Source organism: Stenotrophomonas rhizophila (assembly GCF_001704155.1).
Lineage (GTDB): Bacteria > Pseudomonadota > Gammaproteobacteria > Xanthomonadales > Xanthomonadaceae > Stenotrophomonas > Stenotrophomonas rhizophila_A.
This window is the reverse complement of the sequence record NZ_CP016294.1, coordinates 506,477-523,944: the sequence shown is the minus strand read 5'-3', so window position 1 is coordinate 523,944 and position 17,468 is coordinate 506,477. Positions and strand designations below refer to the sequence as shown.

General features: G+C 63.6%; 17 protein-coding genes and 1 tRNA gene. 4 read left to right on the top strand and 14 right to left on the bottom strand.

The features are described 5' to 3' along the window. Position 1: 1 nt before the first annotated feature. The 4 genes from BAY15_RS02185 to birA all read right to left on the bottom strand — a co-directional run bounded on the left by BAY15_RS02185 (position 2) and on the right by birA (position 2,647). Positions 2–77 (bottom strand) — tRNA-Thr (locus BAY15_RS02185). A 39-nt stretch (positions 78–116) separates the two neighbouring features. After that, the gene (locus BAY15_RS02180) at positions 117–938 is read right to left on the bottom strand and encodes an SPOR domain-containing protein (RefSeq protein WP_068848570.1); all 822 of its coding nucleotides are present in this window, start codon (positions 936–938) and stop codon (positions 117–119) included. 9 nt (positions 939–947) lie between these two features. Next, positions 948–1,685, bottom strand: coding sequence for a type III pantothenate kinase (locus BAY15_RS02175; RefSeq protein ID WP_068848568.1), 738 nt, complete (start codon positions 1,683–1,685; stop codon positions 948–950). Beyond that, positions 1,682–2,647 (bottom strand): bifunctional biotin--[acetyl-CoA-carboxylase] ligase/biotin operon repressor BirA, encoded by a 966-nt coding sequence (birA, locus tag BAY15_RS02170; protein ID WP_068854506.1) that lies wholly within the window; start codon positions 2,645–2,647, stop codon positions 1,682–1,684. The genes BAY15_RS02175 and birA overlap by 4 nt, the downstream gene beginning before the upstream one ends. Positions 2,648–2,781: 134 nt before the next feature. On the opposite strand from birA, the gene BAY15_RS02165 reads away from it, so the two are divergent. Together BAY15_RS02165 and BAY15_RS02160 are read left to right on the top strand one after the other, a co-directional pair. After that, complete coding sequence (locus tag BAY15_RS02165; protein WP_068848566.1) at positions 2,782–3,054, top strand: hypothetical protein; 273 nt, start codon at positions 2,782–2,784, stop codon at positions 3,052–3,054. Then, on the top strand, positions 3,021–3,821 hold the full coding sequence (locus tag BAY15_RS02160; protein ID WP_068848564.1) for a zinc-dependent peptidase: 801 nt from the start codon (positions 3,021–3,023) through the stop codon (positions 3,819–3,821). The genes BAY15_RS02165 and BAY15_RS02160 overlap by 34 nt, the downstream gene beginning before the upstream one ends. A gap of 16 nt (positions 3,822–3,837) precedes the next feature. Here BAY15_RS02160 and BAY15_RS02155 read toward each other — a convergent pair whose 3' ends face one another. The 4 genes from BAY15_RS02155 to dusA all read right to left on the bottom strand — a co-directional run bounded on the left by BAY15_RS02155 (position 3,838) and on the right by dusA (position 7,619). Then, on the bottom strand, positions 3,838–5,262 hold the full coding sequence (locus tag BAY15_RS02155) for an ATP-binding protein (protein WP_068854505.1): 1,425 nt from the start codon (positions 5,260–5,262) through the stop codon (positions 3,838–3,840). Positions 5,263–5,285: 23 nt separating this feature from the next. After that, on the bottom strand, positions 5,286–5,969 hold the full coding sequence (locus BAY15_RS02150) for a response regulator transcription factor (protein WP_004136763.1): 684 nt from the start codon (positions 5,967–5,969) through the stop codon (positions 5,286–5,288). Positions 5,970–6,041: 72 nt separating this feature from the next. Then, the gene (locus BAY15_RS18745; protein WP_083214038.1) at positions 6,042–6,410 is read right to left on the bottom strand and encodes a hypothetical protein; all 369 of its coding nucleotides are present in this window, start codon (positions 6,408–6,410) and stop codon (positions 6,042–6,044) included. 213 nt (positions 6,411–6,623) lie between these two features. Continuing rightward, positions 6,624–7,619 carry a tRNA dihydrouridine(20/20a) synthase DusA gene (gene dusA / locus BAY15_RS02145; RefSeq protein WP_099047379.1) on the bottom strand — a complete coding sequence of 332 codons (996 nt, stop codon included), beginning with the start codon at positions 7,617–7,619 and terminating at the stop codon, positions 6,624–6,626. Between the two features lie 127 nt (positions 7,620–7,746). On the opposite strand from dusA, the gene BAY15_RS02140 reads away from it, so the two are divergent. Next, positions 7,747–8,814, top strand: coding sequence for a site-specific integrase (locus BAY15_RS02140; RefSeq protein ID WP_068848560.1), 1,068 nt, complete (start codon positions 7,747–7,749; stop codon positions 8,812–8,814). Between the two features lie 2 nt (positions 8,815–8,816). Here the strand turns inward: BAY15_RS02140 and BAY15_RS02135 are convergent, their stop codons facing one another. Beyond that, the gene (locus BAY15_RS02135; protein ID WP_068848558.1) at positions 8,817–9,980 is read right to left on the bottom strand and encodes a hypothetical protein; all 1,164 of its coding nucleotides are present in this window, start codon (positions 9,978–9,980) and stop codon (positions 8,817–8,819) included. Between the two features lie 167 nt (positions 9,981–10,147). Next, positions 10,148–10,573 (bottom strand): BLUF domain-containing protein, encoded by a 426-nt coding sequence (locus tag BAY15_RS02130; protein WP_068848556.1) that lies wholly within the window; start codon positions 10,571–10,573, stop codon positions 10,148–10,150. Positions 10,574–11,431: 858 nt separating this feature from the next. Between BAY15_RS02130 and BAY15_RS02125 the strand changes: the two genes are divergently transcribed. Further along, positions 11,432–13,720: an AAA family ATPase gene (locus BAY15_RS02125; RefSeq protein ID WP_157771670.1), complete on the top strand. Its 2,289-nt coding sequence runs from the start codon at positions 11,432–11,434 to the stop codon at positions 13,718–13,720. 61 nt (positions 13,721–13,781) lie between these two features. On the opposite strand, the gene BAY15_RS02120 is transcribed toward BAY15_RS02125, so the two are convergent. The 4 genes from BAY15_RS02120 to BAY15_RS02110 are packed head-to-tail and all read right to left on the bottom strand — an operon-like array spanning position 13,782 to position 17,419. After that, positions 13,782–14,492 carry a DNA-methyltransferase gene (locus tag BAY15_RS02120; protein ID WP_068848552.1) on the bottom strand — a complete coding sequence of 237 codons (711 nt, stop codon included), beginning with the start codon at positions 14,490–14,492 and terminating at the stop codon, positions 13,782–13,784. After that, positions 14,410–14,652, bottom strand: a complete 243-nt coding sequence (locus tag BAY15_RS18740) for a Com family DNA-binding transcriptional regulator (RefSeq protein WP_083214037.1) — start codon at positions 14,650–14,652, stop codon at positions 14,410–14,412. The genes BAY15_RS02120 and BAY15_RS18740 overlap by 83 nt, the downstream gene beginning before the upstream one ends. After that, positions 14,649–15,662, bottom strand: a complete 1,014-nt coding sequence (locus BAY15_RS02115; RefSeq protein ID WP_068848550.1) for a phage portal protein — start codon at positions 15,660–15,662, stop codon at positions 14,649–14,651. Before BAY15_RS02115 ends, BAY15_RS18740 begins: the two co-directional genes overlap by 4 nt. Continuing rightward, entirely contained in the window at positions 15,662–17,419 is a 1,758-nt protein-coding gene (locus tag BAY15_RS02110; protein WP_068848548.1) for a terminase ATPase subunit family protein, read from the bottom strand. Before BAY15_RS02110 ends, BAY15_RS02115 begins: the two co-directional genes overlap by 1 nt. Positions 17,420–17,468 lie beyond the last annotated feature (49 nt).

Genomic DNA, 17,468 nt, shown 5'->3' with positions numbered 1-17,468 from the left:
ATGGTGCCGACACCCGGATTCGAACTGGGGACCTACCGCTTACAAGGCGGTTGCTCTACCAACTGAGCTATGCCGGCAAAGGCACGGCGACGGCATTGCCGGCGCGGAGGGCGATTCTAGCGCAAGCCCGCGCATTCCAGCGAGCGTTGCTGGGCCGCGCCACTGCGCTGGCGGGCTGCGCCGGGGCTGGCCTTGTCGGCCAGGGCCGCATCCACCCACCACTGCGCGCTGCCTTCACTGCCGCCGACCAGGCGGGCGCTGAAGCCGGCCGCGCTCAGGGCGGCCAGGCGGCGCTCGGCGCCTTCGCGGTTGCGGTACTGCCCCAGGGCGATGGCGTTGGCGTCTTCGCCCTGGGCCATGATGTAGTAATCGCTGATGCCCGCTGCGGCAATGCGTTTGACCGTGGCCTGGGCCTCTTCGCGGCTGGCGGCGGCCGGCATCATCACCCGGTAGGTGCTGCTGGCGCCGGGTTTGAGGACTTCACGCAGGCGCGAACGCTGAACGAGTTCGCCGGCCTTGCCCTGGGCGGCCATGGCGGTGTCGCGATCGGCGAAGGGGCCGAGGCTGATGCATTGGAGGGGGGCGGCGGGTGTGGGGGCCGGCGGGGTTTCCGTGGGCCGGCCAACGGCCGGCGCTACCGCAGCCGTCGTCGGCGCGGGGTTGGGTGCGGCGGGTTCCGGCGTGGCTGGTGCGGTGGGCTTGGGCGGTGCCGGGGTGGTGTCTGTCAGTGCCGTGGTGGTGGCAGCGGGCTGCGCGCTTGCGGCGCCCGGTGCGGGTGCGGCCGCTGCCGGTGCACTGGGGCTGTCGAGCAGCTGCAGCTGGGCTACGCCGGTAGGCGTGGCGGGCGGCGCCGCCGCGGGTTCGCCGCGCAGCATCCACCACAGCGCAACGCCTACGTTGAGGATGGCCAGTACGACGATCAGGGCACGGGTAAGCATGCCGCGATCCTACCGCGACGCCGGTGGCTGGTGCACCGCCCAGCGCGCGAGACCATCGAGCACCAGCGCCGGCTGGAACTGTGCATCGGCCAGCAACGGCATCAGCGCCGGTGCGCCACCGCCGTGCACCAGCAACGCCGGCACCCTGCCCAACACGGTGGCGGCCTGCACGCGGCTGCGTTCGATCAACGCGACGGCTGCGCCGTCGCAGCCCGACGCGAGGGCGTCGGCGGTGTCGTTGGCGAACTCGCTGTAGTCGCCACCCTGCGCGGGCAGCTGCACCGCGCGTGCATGCAGGGCTTCGCGCATGGTGGTCGGCGAGGCAGCGATGCGGCCGCCGTGATGCTGGCCATCGGCATCAAGCAGGTCGATGGTGAGCGCGGTGCCGACACCGGCCACGACCACGGCTTCGTGCCGTTCGGCGGCGGCGATCAGCGCCAGATAACGGTCCACCCCGAACTTCGACGGATCGGCATAGGCGATGCGCACGCCGGCGCAGCTGGCTTCGGTGGTTGCCACGCGAACGTGGGTAAAACGAGCGCGCAGCACCTCGAGCATGCTGGAAGTGAGCGCAGCGGCGGCCACGCTGGCCACGTAGGCGGTGTCACCGCTGGGCAGCTGCGCCAGCGCATCGGCCGGCATCGCTTCGGCGCCATGCGGCCAGGCCTGCACATCGCCCGCGCGGATGCCCTGCAGCGGTGCGAACTTGAATCGCGAATTCCCCAGGTCGAACAACCAATCGCTCATTGCGCCCTCACGCTGACTTCCCCGGCATGGAACACCCGTTCGCTGCCGTCGATACGCACCCGCAGCGCGCCATCGTCGGCCAGCCCCAGCGCCTGCCCTTCATGCATCACGCCACCATCGTCCACCCGCACCGTGCGTCCGGCCAGGCTGTCCAACGCGGCATAGCGCGGCAGGAACGGGGCCAGGCCGTCGCGCTCGAACGCTTCCAGGGCCGGCAGCAGGGCCGCCAGCAGCCAGGCCACCACTGCGCTGCGTTCGATGTCGTTGCCCAGCAGCGTGGCCAGGTCGGTCCACGGCTGGGTGATCCCGGCACCGAACGCGGCCGGCATGCGCACATTGATGCCCAGCCCGATCACCGCGCGCGCCGGGCCCGCGAACTCGCCGCCGCCTTCGACCAGCAGGCCACCGAGCTTCTGCCCGTCCACCACGATGTCGTTGGGCCACTTCAGGCCCACGTTGGCAACGCCGTGCGCGCGCAGCGCTTCGGCCACCGCCACGCCCGCGACCAGGCTCAGCCCCCCCAGCCGCGACAGCCCCCCCGCGAAGCCGCGCAGCACCGACAGGTACACGTGCGCGGCCAGTGGCGACGCCCAGGCCCGGCCGCGACGGCCACGGCCACCGGTCTGGCGTTCGGCCAGCAGCACGCGCGCGCCGCGCTCCGGCGCGCTGCACCGCAACAATTCTGTATTGGTCGAACCGACCGTCCAGGCCACCTCGAGGGTGTCCAGCAGGGGCTTCAGCGCAGGGGGGAGCTGGGTGGTAATCGCTTCGGCGTCGAGCAGATCCAGGTGCTGCTGCAGCTGGTAGCCATCGCCGGCGCGGCCATCGATTTCGATGCCTGCCGCTCTAAGCCCTTGAATTCGCTTCCAAATTGCGGCACGGGTCTGGCCCAGCTCGCGGGCCAGCGCGTCGCCGGACAGTCGCCCGGCGCCCAGTTTGGCCAGCAGTTGGCGGTCGTCCACGGCAGCTTCCATCGGTTGATCGGCAAAAGTATGCGGGAAAGCGCCGGACAGCGCCCGCCCCGGGGCTTCCAATTGAGACAGTGAATCGGGCTAGAATCGAAGATTGACCCCCTTGGCCCTTCCGGATGTTGACGATGCGCCCGTTCGCCCATTGCCTGCTCCTGCTGTTGGCCCCGATGGCCGCGCACGCTTCCGATGCGCTGACCAGCTCGGGCCGGGGTGGCTGCGTGTATTCGGCAGCTGAAGAGCGTGCGGCCCCGGCGACCACGCCGACCAGCACCGCACCGACCACGGTCAAGCCGAGCGCAACCGCACCGGGCAGCACCGGCGGTGGCGGCGACGACGATGTGTTGCCGCGCCTGCGTGCGCCGAAATGGCACAGCTTCCTGCCGGGCATGTTCCGCTGATCCAGTCGTTGTTGCGCTGGCTGCGCTCGTCTCCGCGCCCGATTCCTGATTCCGCCTGGCAACGCACCTGCCAGCGCACTGCGTGGCTGCGCGGCTTGCCGCCCGAACGTGTGCAGCGCCTGCGTGTGCTGTCCGCCGCATTCCTGCACGACAAGACCATTACCCCCATTGGCGGGCTGCAGCTGGGCGACGATGACGCGGTGCTGATTGCCGCGCTGTGCTGCCTGCCACTGCTGGAACTGGGCGAGGTGGGATTGCGTGGCTGGTCGCAGGTGCTGGTGTACCCCGAGGGCTTCATCGTGCCGCAGAGCGAGATGGATGAAGACGGGGTGCTGCACGAGTGGGAAGAGGAAGCGATCGGCCAGGTGTCGCACAACGGCCCGCTGCTGCTGTCCTGGCATGACGTGCAGGCCGAACTGGAGCATCCCCACGAAGGGGCGTGCGTGGTGGTGCATGAGATGGCACACCGCATCGATGTGCTCGATGGCGTGCTTGATGGCACCCCGCCGCTGCCGCGTGCGTGGCAGCAGCAGTGGGCCGCCGATTTCCAGCAGGCATTCGATGCGCTGTGTGCGCAGGTGGATGCCGGCGTGGAGACGGTGATTGATCCGTATGCGGCCGAAGCGCCGGATGAGTTCTTTGCGGTGGCGACGGAGTATCACTTCTCGGCGCCGGATGTGCTGGAAGCGGAAATGCCGGTTGTGGCCGGGCATTTGAGGCGGTTTTATGGGGCGCCGCCTGCGTTTGGGCTCCGTACCGACTGTTAGTCGGTACGCTCTGGACTTACGGCCCGGGCGGCAACTTCACTTCAAACCGCGCGCCACCCAGTTCCGGCGAACGCTTGACCTGCAGTTCGCCGCGGTAGTCCTTGATCAGGTCCTGCACGATCGACAGGCCGATGCCGTGGCCCTGCACGCGTTCGTCGCCGCGCACGCCACGCTGCAGCACCTTGGCGATGTCGTCCGGGGCGATGCCCGGGCCATCATCGTCCACCGACAGCACCAGACCAGCGCGACGCATGCCCGGCGCGCTGAACGGCTTGGCGGTGAGCAGCACGCGGCGGTTGGCCCACTTGAAGGCGTTCTCCAGCAGGTTGCCCAGCAGCTCTTGCAGGTCGCCCGGCTCGCCATGGAAGCGCGCGCCGTCGTCGATGTCGAATTCGCACAGCACGCCCTTGGAGGCGTACACCTTCTCCAGCCCGCGCACGATTTCCTCGGCGTTGGACTCGATCGGCAACGGCGCCGAGAACAGCTTGTGGCCCGACGATGCCGCGCGCGCCAGCTGGTAGGACACCAGGTTGTTCATGCGGCGCAGCTGCACATCGAATTCCTGGCGCAGGTCCTGGTCGGCCGCACCACTGTCGAGCTGCGTGCGCAGCACCGCCAGCGGCGTTTTCAGGCTGTGCGCCAGGTCGGCCAGGGTGTTGCGCTGGCGCTCGAGGTTCTCGCGCTCGCTTTCGATGAAGGCGTTGATGCTGTCGGTGAGCGGTTCCAGCTCGCGCGGGTGGCGTTCGCTCATGCGCTCGGTTTCGCCGCGCTGCACCTTGGTCAGCTCGGTGATCACCCGCCGCATCGGGCGCAGGCTCCACTGCAGGATGACGGTCTGCAACAGCAGCAGGATCAGTCCCGCGCCGCCCATCCAGAACCACACCCGGCCACGGAACACGCGCAGCTGCGCACCGAGCGCGCGCGAGTCTTCCATCACGTAGATGGTGTACGGGAATTCGGTGGCGGGGTCGGCGTCCGCATCCCACACCAGGCCCAGCCCATAGCGGTACACCGAGCCTTGGCTGCCGTCGATCTGGATCATCGGCAGCGGGCCTTCGAAGACTTCCTGGCGCGGGGCCAGCAGCTTGCCGCCCACGGTGGGCAGCATCGGGCCTTCGGCGGACATGGAGTTGCCCTTGCCGTCGGGCATGACGACCTGCAGGTACAGGCCGCTACCGGGCACGTCGAAACGGGGATCCGGCGGTTGCTCGCGGATGTACAGCGAGCGGTCGCGGGTGAAGTCGATGCCGGCCGCGTAGGCGGTGGCATAGTTTTTCAGGCGCTCGCGCAGGTTGGCGCGCGCCGTATCGGCGAACGCGGCATCCAGCGCGTAGCCTGCAATCGCCAGGAAGGCGAGCAGGCTCACACTGGCGGCCAGCAGCTGCCGTGCCTGCAGGGAGCGCGGCCGCCAGCGTTTAAAGAACCACAGACGGCCTGACATCATCCCATCGCCGGACTAACGGCTCAGCCCTCGTTGCGCGGAATCGCGAAGCGGTAGCCGCGGCCACGCACGGTTTCGATCGGCTTGAGTTCGCCGTCCGGATCCAGCTTCTTGCGCAGGCGGCCGATGAACACTTCCAGCACGTTCGAGTCGCGGTCGAAATCCTGCTGGTAGATGTGTTCGGTGAGGTCGGCCTTGGAGACCAGTTCACCGGCATGCATCATCAGGTATTCCAGCACCTTGTACTCGTAGCTGGTGAGGTCCACGTTGCTGCCGGCAACGCTGACGGTCTGCGCGGCAAGATCCAGCGCAACCGGACCGCATTCGAGGGTCGGCTTGCTCCAGCCCGCCGCGCGGCGCAGCAGCGCGTTGACGCGTGCCAGCAGCTCTTCGACGTGGAACGGCTTGACGAGGTAATCGTCGGCGCCCTGCTTGAGCCCTTCGACCTTGTCCTGCCAGCTCGAGCGGGCGGTAAGGATCAGCACGGGGAACTTCTTGCCCTCGTCGCGCAGCGCCTTGATCAGTTCCATGCCCGACATCTTGGGCAGACCCAGATCGATGATGCCGACGTCGAACGGCACTTCGCGGCCCATGTACAGACCTTCCTCACCGTCCTGTGCGGCATCGACGGCAAAGCCTTCGCGCTTGAGCCGGGCTGCAAGGGTTTCCCGCAGCGGGGCTTCGTCTTCGACCAGAAGGATACGCATGAACTCTCCCTAGTGTCCTGGGTGTGGCCTGGGGCCAGTGGCTAACAGATGACTGCGGACAACTATCCCCGTTCAGGGGTTATCGCCGCGTAGTGATGACATATCCGAACGCGGCGTGCGGGGCTGTGAACGCGGCTGGGCCGGATCGTCCATGTAGCGGACGCGACCCCTGTCATCCATGTATTTCACCCGGTTGATGTCCCGGCCATCGAAGGGCACCCGTTCGGCGCCGAGGATGTGTCCACCGGTGGTCCGCTGGACCCGCCGCACGGCGTCGGACAGGGAGCGTTCCGGCGGGGCACCACGCGAGGCCCGCACCATCTCTGCCCGGGCCGGATCCGGCTGGGGGGCTTGGGCGCCGGCACTGCCAATGGCAGCAACGGCACCGCTCGCCAGCAGGGCGGCAACGGCAAGACGGCGGTGGCGGGTTACGGATGACATCAGGTCTGATCCTAGCGGAGCGCGTCAAAACGTTCAAAAGTTGTGAATCGGCAGCCGCCAGCCTGGGCCGGCACTTTACGAATCTTTTGCAAATTCTTGGTTTTACGCAGTGAATCCGGTCTGAACTTTTCTGACCGCCGCATCGCTTTGTTCATCTAGGTGAACATTGACGGCTACTTGTCGCCCGATGTCAAGCGCGGTCTGAGACGCGGTTCACGCTGCGACGCGTTCTGCCTGATCGCGGGTGATGGTCAGGGCCTGCTCGATCAGGCTCCAATCGGCGCCGGGGCGGTGCGCACCCTCGCTCAGCACCTGCCGGAAGGCGCGGCCACCGGGCTGCCCGTGGAACAGGCCCAGCAGGTGGCGGGTGATGTGCTTCAGCGCCAGCCCACCGGCCAGCTGGGCCTCGATATAGGGGCGCATGGCGCGCAGCAGCGCCTCGCGTGGCTGCAGCGCAGCACCGGTCTGCGCAGCCTCCAGCTGATGCAGCACGTAGGGGTCGTGGTAGGCCGCGCGGCCCAGCATCACCCCGTCCAGCGCGGGCAGCTGGGCCTGGGCAGCCTCAACGGTGGCCAAGCCGCCGTTGAGCACGATCTGCAGCTGCGGGCGGTCGGCCTTGAGCCGGTGCGCCCAGTCGTAACGCAGCGGCGGCACTTCGCGGTTTTCCTTCGGCGACAGACCCTTCAGCCACGCGTTGCGGGCGTGCACGATGAACATCGCGCTGCCGGCGTTGGCGGATTGATCGACGAAGTTCACGAAGTTTTCGTAGTCGTTGTCGTCATCCACACCCAACCGGCACTTCACCGTGACCGGGATGTCCACCGCGCCGACCATGGCCGCCACGCACTCGGCCACCAGAGTGGGCTCGCGCATCAGGCAGGCGCCGAAGCGGCCGGCCTGGACCCGGTCGGAGGGGCAGCCGCAGTTGAGATTGACCTCGTCGTAGCCCCAGTCCTGGGCAATCTGCGCGGCCTGCGCGAGCAGGGCCGGATCGCTGCCGCCCAGCTGCAGGGCCAGCGGCTGTTCGCTGCCATCGAAGCCGAGCAGGCGCTCCCGGTCGCCGTGGATCACCGCGTTGGCGTGCACCATTTCCGTGTACAGCCGCGCACCCGGGGCCAGCAGCCTGTGGAACACGCGGCAATGGCGGTCCGTCCAATCCATCATCGGCGCCACGCAAAGACGAATACCCTTCAATTCCATAGATTTCATCGACTTATCAACCATATAAGGCACTCACTTCTTCCCGCATTTGCCCGTTTTTTCCCGCCATTTTCCGACCAGTTGTACCATTACTGTGCCAGCGAGGGATTGGCACAACAGGGAATGGCACAACAACATGGCAACGCTGCAGAACCGCAACGGCCGCTGGCGCGCAATGGTGCGCCGGAAGGGCCACAAAGACCAATACCGCACTTTCCCCACCAAGACCGCAGCGAAAGCCTGGGCCGAGCGCATTGAGCGCGAGCAGGCTGACTACGAGGCTCGAGGTGGCACACCAGGTGAGGACATCACCATTGGTGAGCTAATCGACTGGCGGACCAACGAGCTGGCCACCGTCAGGGCTATCTCCAAAACTCATTCCGGCAACATGTCGCGGATCCGTGAGAGCCTCGGCGACATCGTGGCTAGGCGGCTGACAGCCAACGACGTGATCGAGCATGCCCGCCGGCGGATCCGCGGCGACCACATGATGGCCAACGGGGTAATTATCCCAGCCTGCGCGCCCGCGACGATGAACGTAGAGTTGGGCTACCTCTCCGAGCTGCTGAAACTCGCCGCTCCGATGAAGGGCGTGAAGATGGCCAGCGACCCCGTCGCCGAAGCGCGGCCAGTGCTGCGCTTGCTGCGACTGGTTGGAAAGTCGAAGCGTCGGGACAGGCGGCCCACCGCCGACGAGCTGCAGAGCCTGCGAGACCATTTCCGAGCCGCCGCGTGGCGGTCGACCATTCCGATGGTCGACATCATTGACTTCGCCATCCTGAGCGCGAAGCGAGAGAGCGAAATCACCCGGCTGCTGTGGTCCGACGTCGACCTGGTCAACCGAACTGCCCTGCTCAGGGATGCCAAGCACCCCCGTAGGAAGGCGGGAAATCACAAGACGTTCCCCCTCCTGGGGGATGCATGGGAGATCGTGCAACGGCAACCGAAGACGGATACCGATGGACGGATTTTTCCCTACAAAGCCAGCTCGGTGGGGACCGCCTTCACCAGGGCCTGCACGAAGCTACAGATTGTGGACCTGTGCTTTCACGACCTCCGTCACGAAGCCACCTCGCGACTGTTCGAACTGGGTTACGACATACCAGAGGTTGCGGCGGTCACGCTTCACGAGTCTTGGAACGAGCTAAAGCGGTACACACAGCTGCGCCCTGAGTCACTTCACCGAACACCTAAATCAACGTAGATCTAGTCGTTGTCGGGCGGAAACATGTCGACCAGTTGCCGGGAAAAGAGTATTCCGAACTTTCCCCTCTTTTGATCCAGGCCAAGGTCGCGTTGCCCTGATGCCTGGTCTATAAGGTCCCGTGTCTCAGGGTTAAGGTGAGATTTCAGTTGTTCCACCATGCGCTCTACTACTTCCACCTCATTGGCAAGGCGGTGAAGTCCTACCGCTTGTATGTCAACACCTAGAGTCCGCTCCCACAGTGACCTGTACCGTTTGAAAATGGGCACGCGACCACTGAAGTACACTTCATTAAACCTGAGCTTTTCGAGCACAACGTTGCCGTGCAGAAGGTCGTTTCGCTCGTTCACCAGTGAGTTGTAGTCCTTGAAAGCGAGATGTGTGTAATCAACCGGAGAGTTGAAACCAACACAATTGATCGACAGGCTCTTGATCCGGATGTCGATCGGCTGGCGAATGGTGTTGTCCCGTAATCTCTGATCGGACTTTAGCTCCGGCCGCATTAGCGCAAACAGAAGAAGGTTAACGAACGACTCCGCCATGACCGGAAGCATCGACCTAATTCCAAAGCACAGCCCCAAGCCTTTGGAGTATTTTGCGGCCATCTCCGCCAAGTAGCCGTTAGGCATTGATCGAAGTCCTTGGATATCCGGAACTGGCTCATCCTCGGCGCTGAGCCCTAGCGCGTCCAGTTCGGCGAGCAAAGAATTGACCGAACTCCGAATACGTTGGTAAGGGTTAACGAACTCTGTCCAGTGTTCCAGGGACTGGCGCACTTGGCCCATCGACTTGGCTTGATTGGAAAAATCTGCCTTTATCTGAGCCGCAAGCTCGGGCATGTCGTCACTGCAGGCACCTGGGACGTCAAGAAAGATCACCGCGGTCCGGAAAGACATGCCTTGAAACAAGACCCACCCCGGCGATGCCTGCAGCATCCATTCCCAGTGAATCAAGTTGTCTGAACTGTCACTTCGCAACCAGTTTTGCAGGCCGTTGGGCCGTCCGTACCGCGCATGGAGGTAGCAGTAAAGATCGCTGGGTGCGACTTCATTCCACAACCCGCAGAACTTGGCTTGCGGTTGACGCCCTTCGCGCTTTAGCTCCGCAGCGATCTCAGAAAATGTTGGGCAAGTAAGGTTAGCAACGAAACTGGTAGGCAAAGGCATGGCGATCCGTCGACCTCGGGCTTTTGACAAGAATGCATGGATCGGAAGCAACAGGCCAATGCTAGGCTTATCGCGCGGCTAGCAAAACACCAACCGTCGACGCGACCTACGTCGTGCAGCTCCTGCAGCCAGCGGCTTAACGCCGCTGCACGTAGGTTCGTGGACAATCAGTTGAGATGGGGCTCGACCAACGTAGCCATACGGTCCAGTCCGGTTGGGACTTGGAACATGGATTCTTGTTTGCGTTGCGTCAGGCCGCGCCACTCGCTTGCCTTGGCGATCTGAAGGTCTACCTGTTCGACCGGGATCCAGTGCATTGACCAGTAGGGGAACCTGCGTTCCCCTCCGCTACGCCTGCCAAGTTCCACAATGTCCGTATGGGTACTCGCGTTGAGGATGCGCGCGTACGTGACTGCCATGCCGTCTTCAGGCCCCTCAAAGTATTGGAGGAAGCTAAGCCCGTCGCAGAACAGCACGCCTGTAACACCCGCGATCAGGTTGTGCGTGGCCGCATCGCGTACCAGGCGATCTATCTGGTCGACCGTCGTCCCCGGGACGATGCGGCTGCAATAGACAATGGCTCTCAGAGGCATAAGCTGCCCTCCCTTTTATTGCCCCCGCGCCCCGGACCTTAGCAGGCCCTGCGCCAACGTGTACGCCGGCGGCGCGTCTGGCGTTGGCAGGGTTTCCACCGCAGGAGGTGTCGGCGCGCCCCAGGGACGCGATTGCGTTGCTTCGTGCCAACGAGAGGCAGCGATGGTCGCGACCGGGTCAGTTGTCCAATAGGGCGAGTGACGGGCGGCAGTGTGTCGCAGGGACCTTTCGCCCTTATAGGGCTGATTTTTTGGATCGCCACCGGAAACAGGTAACTTAGGTAATCACCCCGCCGAAACCTCCATATCTTCAATATAATCAATATCTTATATCAATGTATCAAAGGTAATTTTAGGGTAACGTCTAGGTAACCTGATTACCTTCCCGGCAGGTAACATCGATATGAAAGAATTTCCTTTGAAATCAAGGACATTACTTCCACTGCCGTGAGAAATTACCTCAGATCACCCTCAGAGGTAACCTGCTGAATCCTTTGTGCCACTAGGGATTTCCGGTGTTTTCTGGACGCCAATTACCCCGTTACCTGTTTCCGGTGGGACTCCAAGAAATTCGAGCGCTGCCGCTCCTCGCTGGAAGCCGTCTGGCACCGCCACGGTGGGGTTGCTCGTCGCAGGGATCCGCAGGGGCCAGCCCGATGTAGAAGAGGGCGTGAGCAGCAGCTGCGGCGGCCCCGGACGGGCTGTTGCAGGCCTGCAGAAAAAGAGGGGTCCGAAGACCGCAGGCGTGGCGGGGAGACGAGTGCGCTCGCTGGGCGCTGACAGGCCGCGGACCATCGTGGCTGTTGACGACACTCAAGCATTGAGGTACACCCTCGCCATCATCACGGAGAGATGAAAATGCTGAAGCAGATCGTGGAAGTCCGTGGCCTGGGAATCCTTCACCAGACCTCCAGTTCACCCCTTTTCAATCAGGTCACGCTTGGTTTCGCCGAGAATGGTCGCGGCAAGTCGACGCTGGCCTGCCTGCTGCGCTCATGCTCGAAGGGGGACGTGACGGAGGTAACGCGTCGAAACACCATTGGCGGTACCAATCAGCTCACCGCTTCATTGCAGTTCTCGGATCCCACGGGTGTCGCTTTGCTAGCCGACGGCGCTTGGTCGGCCACATGCCCGGAGCTGATAGTTTTTGATACAGAGTTCGTACATCGAAACGTATATGCCGGCTTGGACGTGTCACCGGACCAACGAGCGAAGCTCCTAGAGTTCGCGTTGGGCGAGGAGGCGGTAAGCGCAAAGGGCGCCCACGACAAAGCAAATACAGACCTCTCTGCGGTCAATGCAAGACTGAGAGACCAGACGACGAAAGTGACTGCCAAGAGAGGCGACCTGTCGCTGGCGACCTACAAGGGGCTGCAGGTTCCGGCGCAGCCAGAAGAAGATCGTAAAGCGCTGCAGGCTCGTTTGGCTGCGGCTAACAACAATGCCGCGATTCAAGCAAAAGTCAGCCCGACGCAAGTTCCAGCGCCGCAGTTCAAGGCCGATCAGCTTTTCCAGATACTGAATACAACCATTACCGATATCGCCACGAACGCAGAGAGCCTGGTAAAGAACCACCTTGCAAAGAACTCCGCGCCTGGCTTTGAGCACTGGATATCGCAAGGCTCCCAATATGAAGTGGGAAAGGAGTGTCCTTACTGCGGCGCGGACGCAAGTCAATCTGCACTGATCGGGGCTTATCAGGCTCACTTCAACGAAGAATACAAGCAGCTTAAGGCCAAGACGTCAGGCCTGGAGGCCCAAGCAAACCAGCGGCTGGGGGACGCAGTCGTCGATTCGTTAGAACAGCGGTTCAACACAGCGCAGGCGCAAATTAGCGGCTGGGCGGACCACTTACAGTTGGAACCGGTGAGCTTCAACGCCGAAGGCATGAAGAAGAATCTGTCAGATCTTCGAGAGTTGATTGTTCCTTTAGCAAGGAACAAGTCATTGTCCCCTCTGGAGGCGGTTGGCACAGAAGCCGACATTGTCGCTGCGGAGGCAATCTGGGCTGATGCAATCAGTCATGTTGTCGCGGCGAACGCCTTGATTTCAGCCGCATGTTCCAAAATTGAAGCGTTCAAGCAGAGCGTCGGGGGTGAGAGCTCGGCGGCCGTCTCATCGCAGCTTGCGAGATTGAACGCGAGCGTCTATCGCCATTCCCCCCCCGGTGTCGCGGAACTGTTGGAGCTGGACGATCTCACTTCTCAGTCAAAGGCCCTCAGCAAGACCAAGGAAGCGACGAGGGCTAGTCTCGACTCACTGATGGCATCAAACCTTGCCACGTATATGGAAGAAATCAATCGATTGTTGAGCGAGTTTGGCGCACAGATCAGCATAGAGAACTTCACTGCCGGGTATCGCGGCGCAGGAGGGGCGCCGCGCAGCAACTACGGCATCAGAGTGCGGGGTGAGCCAATCAACCTGACGGGCACCGAGGGAACCGCGTTCGGCAATTCCCTAAGTGAGGGCGACAAACGCGCGCTTGCTTTCGCGTTCTTCATTGCCCGGCTGCGTGCCGATCCAAACTTGGCTCAGAGGATAGTCGTGATCGACGATCCTATGTGCAGTCTGGACCGGCGGAGAAAAAGCTCCACTTTACGGACACTGAAAACATTGGCGAAGCAGTGCACCCAGCTGATCGTGCTCGCCCATGATCCGTTCTTCCTCAGAGAGCTGGAAGAGGGACTTCTCAAGTCTCCATTCAAAACCCTGGGCCGCGCGGGCTTCAAGGTCGACGCCACGCACGGCAATTTCTCTGACTTCTCCGCACTGGATCTGGCAAAGGAATGCAAAGGCGCGTACCAGCACAACTTAGAGACGGTCCTAACCTTTCTTTCTACGGGAGCCGGCGCAGCTCAAGCCGCCCCCGCCCTTCGACTGGTAGTCGAAGGGTCGCTTCACAGACAGTTTCCGTCACTCATCGCTCGGGGAATGATGCTTGGTCAGTGTATTTCTTACGTCACCGACGCCCCGGCGACCAGCCCGCTCGCGCGGCTAAAGCCCTTCAAAGAAGAGCTTTATGCGATTAACGAGTACGCCAGCCAGTTCCACCATACCGAGGGCGAACCGGCTGCAGATGTAACTAACTTGGACAGCGGGGAACTCAGAGCATTCTGCGAAAGGGCCGTTGCTTTCGTCTTCCGATAGATCAAACCGCTACACGCGCTCGATGAACCGCCCGTAGGTGGTTCATCGAGCGGTCGCTAGCTCAAGACCTAAGCAGACGTGACCTAGCGACATCGTGATAGTGGCCGGTCATCTCGATGCCAGTCCAGCTGTACCCCTCGAGATCCGCCGCTACCAGTGTGGTGCCCGAGCCAGCGAACGGATCAAGAATCCTTCCACCGTCCTCGCAGATCCGTACCAACTGCCGCATGAGGTCGGTCGGCTTGCCGGTCATGTGATGCTTGTCGGCCTTTCTCACCGCCTCACGGATGACGCCGGGCAGCACCGGTGCGCGCCGCCCCAAGGGCATGTTGCCCTTGCTGCCCCACACCACGTACTCGGCCTGGTTGCGGAAGCGCCCCAGCTGCGGGCGCACGCCCTCGGTCTTGTCCCACACCGCCACGCCACGCCAGGTAAAGCCAGCACATTGCAGCGCGTCTGTGGTCAGCGGGAGCTGCCGCCAATCCGTGAACAGCAGCACGGGCGCGCCGTCCTTCAGCACGCGGCTGCACTCGGCCAGCCACAACCGCATCCACGCCAGGTGCGAGCGCTGGTCGCGCTCATCGCCGACGAAATCGGCGTGCAGCTGCTCCTTGCCCCCTTGCATGTACTTCACCTGGGGTGCCTGCTGCCGCGACGATGCGTGTGTGCCCCCGCTGGCGTAGGGCGGGTCAGTGATGAGGGCGTCGAAGCTGGCGGCCGGGAGGGTCGGCAGGACGGTCAGGGCATCGCCGTGGATCAATTCGTTCTTCATGGGTAGAGCCTTCTTGGGGTCGCTCGCGGCGATCCGAGGGGAGGCTCTCGGCCTTCATGTGGTTCAGCACCCCGCAGCGGGGGCACTTGATCTGGATCTCATAGACGCCGCCGGCCTTGGCCAGCAGCTTGGCGCAGTCGCCACAACGCAGGTTCTTCATGCCACCGCCGGTGCAAGTTCAAAGGGAGCGAAGCGGATCACCTCTTGGCCAAGCCAGTCGTTGATCGCGGTCATTCGCGTCTGCAACGGCGCCAGCTCCATTGCAGCCCACACCGTGGCCGCGTCGCGAATAGACCCGAAACCGCCGCTATTCTGCGGCACGATGCCAAGCAGCTGCGGAGGCACACGCAGCGCGGCCAGCATGTCGTCGCGCGTCACGCCCTTGATGTTAGCGAACTCATCCCTCGCCGCGACCTCGCTCACCGGAATGATCTGCAGGCCGTCCTTCTTGCCGTTGGGCGAGTGCACAAACAGGTTCCGGAAGTTGCCAGGGCCACGCGCCGCCTTGAGCGCCTCGCGCAGGCCGGTTACGTCGGACGATTCCGCCTGGGAGTCGGTCAGGTACAGGATGAAGCCGGCGTGCGAGCCGTTGTTGTAGTACTTGCGGCGGAACAGCGTGGCCGACTCATTGAGCAGCGCGGCCTGCACCGCCGGCATCCACTCGGGAAGGCCGTACACCTCTTGGTCTGCATCGGACTCCCGCAGCTGGTACACCTGCCCGGCCGGGAACTCATGCTCCATGCGGCCCGCCCGCACCTGAAAGAACTCGCCCTCCACCACGCCACGGCGCACGTACTGCGCCAGCGGCACGGACAGGCTATGCGCGGCTCCGGAAAGCGCCTTGCGACGCTCCACGTAGGCCATGCCGAAGGTGGTGTAGTCCAACGCCAGCTGCGCGAAGGTGGCGCGGCTCATCAGCTTGTGGGGGACGAACGTGCTGACCAGCATGTTGCGCTTAAAGGTCAGGCCGCTCTGGAGGTAGGGGTTTGCCCGCGTGGTCCTCGACAGCCCCTGCAAGTTCACCGGCGGCTCGTAGTAGCGCCCGTTGCGCCAGCATTCGAGGTAGTCGAGGATGCCGCGCGATTCCAGCACCGGCGTGGGCTCCCCGAACGTGAACGCTTCGATGGGCCCTGCCGGCGCGGTGACAGCGCCCTGGTCGGTGTCGATCATCAGAAAATCTCCATGGTGCTGCGGGCGGCGGCGCCGCCTTCGAGCGGTTCGTTCTGCAGGGCATGCAGCAGCGCCCACGCCAGATCAGCGTGGCCGGTCGTGCGCGAGCGCCCCGCCGTGTAGGTGGTCTGTCGGCCGCTGGCCGTGCTGGTCTTCTGGATGGCCAGCAGCGACTGGGTCATGTCAGTCCAGCCGGCGTCGTATTCCAGACGCTCGTTCTTGATGACATCGAATGCCTTGAGTACCAGTCGCGTCTTCACCTCGGGCGAGTAGCTGAAGGTGGTCAACCCCGGGAAGAACTGGCGCACCAACTGGGCCACGCCCGTGCCCATGCCGGTGGCGTCGATGCCGATATAGGTGACCCAGTAGCGCTGGGTCACCTTCTGGATAAACGCCGCCTGGTCAGCGAAGTCCATTCCCTTGAACTGGTGACGCTCCAGGACGCGGAACTTGCCGCCCGGCACCTGCGGGGGCGCAACCACCACGATGCCGGCGCTGTCGCCCGTCTCGGCCGGGTCGTACCCGATCCAAACCGCGCGGTCGCCGTAGGGGCGCATGGCGAAAGGGCTGAAGTCGCCGGCCCATTCCACCCAGCTGTCGACCTGGCACGGCTGCAGCATGGTGAGTGGAAACACGCTGGCGCTGTCGTCCACGAATTCGCACATCAGCAGGTTGGCGAATTCCTCGGCGCTGTAGTCGCGCCGCAGCTCAGCCACGTCGAACAGGTCGCAGCCTCGGTCGGCTGCGTCGAGCACTGTGACGATCTGGCGCCAGATGGCGTCCTCGCACTGCCGGCCACTGCCGAGCCGCCCGTGGCTGACATCGATCGATACCTGCTGGGAGGTCGGCTTGCCCTTGTTGAAACGCTCGCCCGTCCAGAAATCGTAGGCTTCGTGCGCCATGGTGGATGGCGTGCTGAAGTAGGTCTTGCGCCACTTCTTGTGCATCGCCATGCCGCTGGCGACCTTGTTCAGCTGGTTGAAGCCGTAGGTCCAGAAGAATTCGTCGAAGTAGAAGTTCCCGTGGTAGCCCTGCGCGGTGCGTGCGTTGGTGCCCAGGAAGAACAGCTCAGCGCCGTTGGCCAGGACGATTGGATCGCCTGTGAGGTCACGGTCGAGCACCTCGCGCACGAACCCACGCATGTAGCCCAGGAAGATGTGCGCCTGACTCTTGGATGCGCTCAGGAAGATCTGGTTACGGCCGCTGATCAGCGCGTCGATCAGCGCCTCGCGGGCAAAGTAGTAGGTGGCGCCAATCTGCCGCGACTTGAGGATTACGCGTGTGCGCTCGCTGCCGGCGCGGTACCAGTCGCGCTGGTAATCGAAGCACCCGTCGAGGAACGCCTGCTGCAGCCGTTCCACTTCCTCTTCGCTGAACTCGTTCTTGCGGGCCTTCTTCTTCGGGCCAGCGTTGCGGTTGGCGACCGCTGGGTTCAGGTCCGTCTCGTTGCCACCGCCCTGGTAGCGCTGGATGCGGGCCTGCCGCTCCAGCTGCCGGTGGAGCAAGTCGATCTCTTTGAAGTCGCCGCCGGTCTTGCCTTCCTTATGGATCAGGATTGCGAGCCGCGCCTCCAAGGCGCCGCCAACACGCTCCACGGTATCGGCACGGTCCCATTCGTCGCGCGCCTTCCAGCTGTGAACGGTCTTTTCCTTCTCACCGATCAGCTCGCAGATATCGCAGATGCGCCAGCCCATCCAGTACAAAAACTTTGCCTGGCGACGGGGATCTACGTTGAGTTTTTCGGCTACGCTTTGCACCTTTACAGGTTGCCTGTCGCCTCGCGCGCGCGACAGTCAAAAACCCACG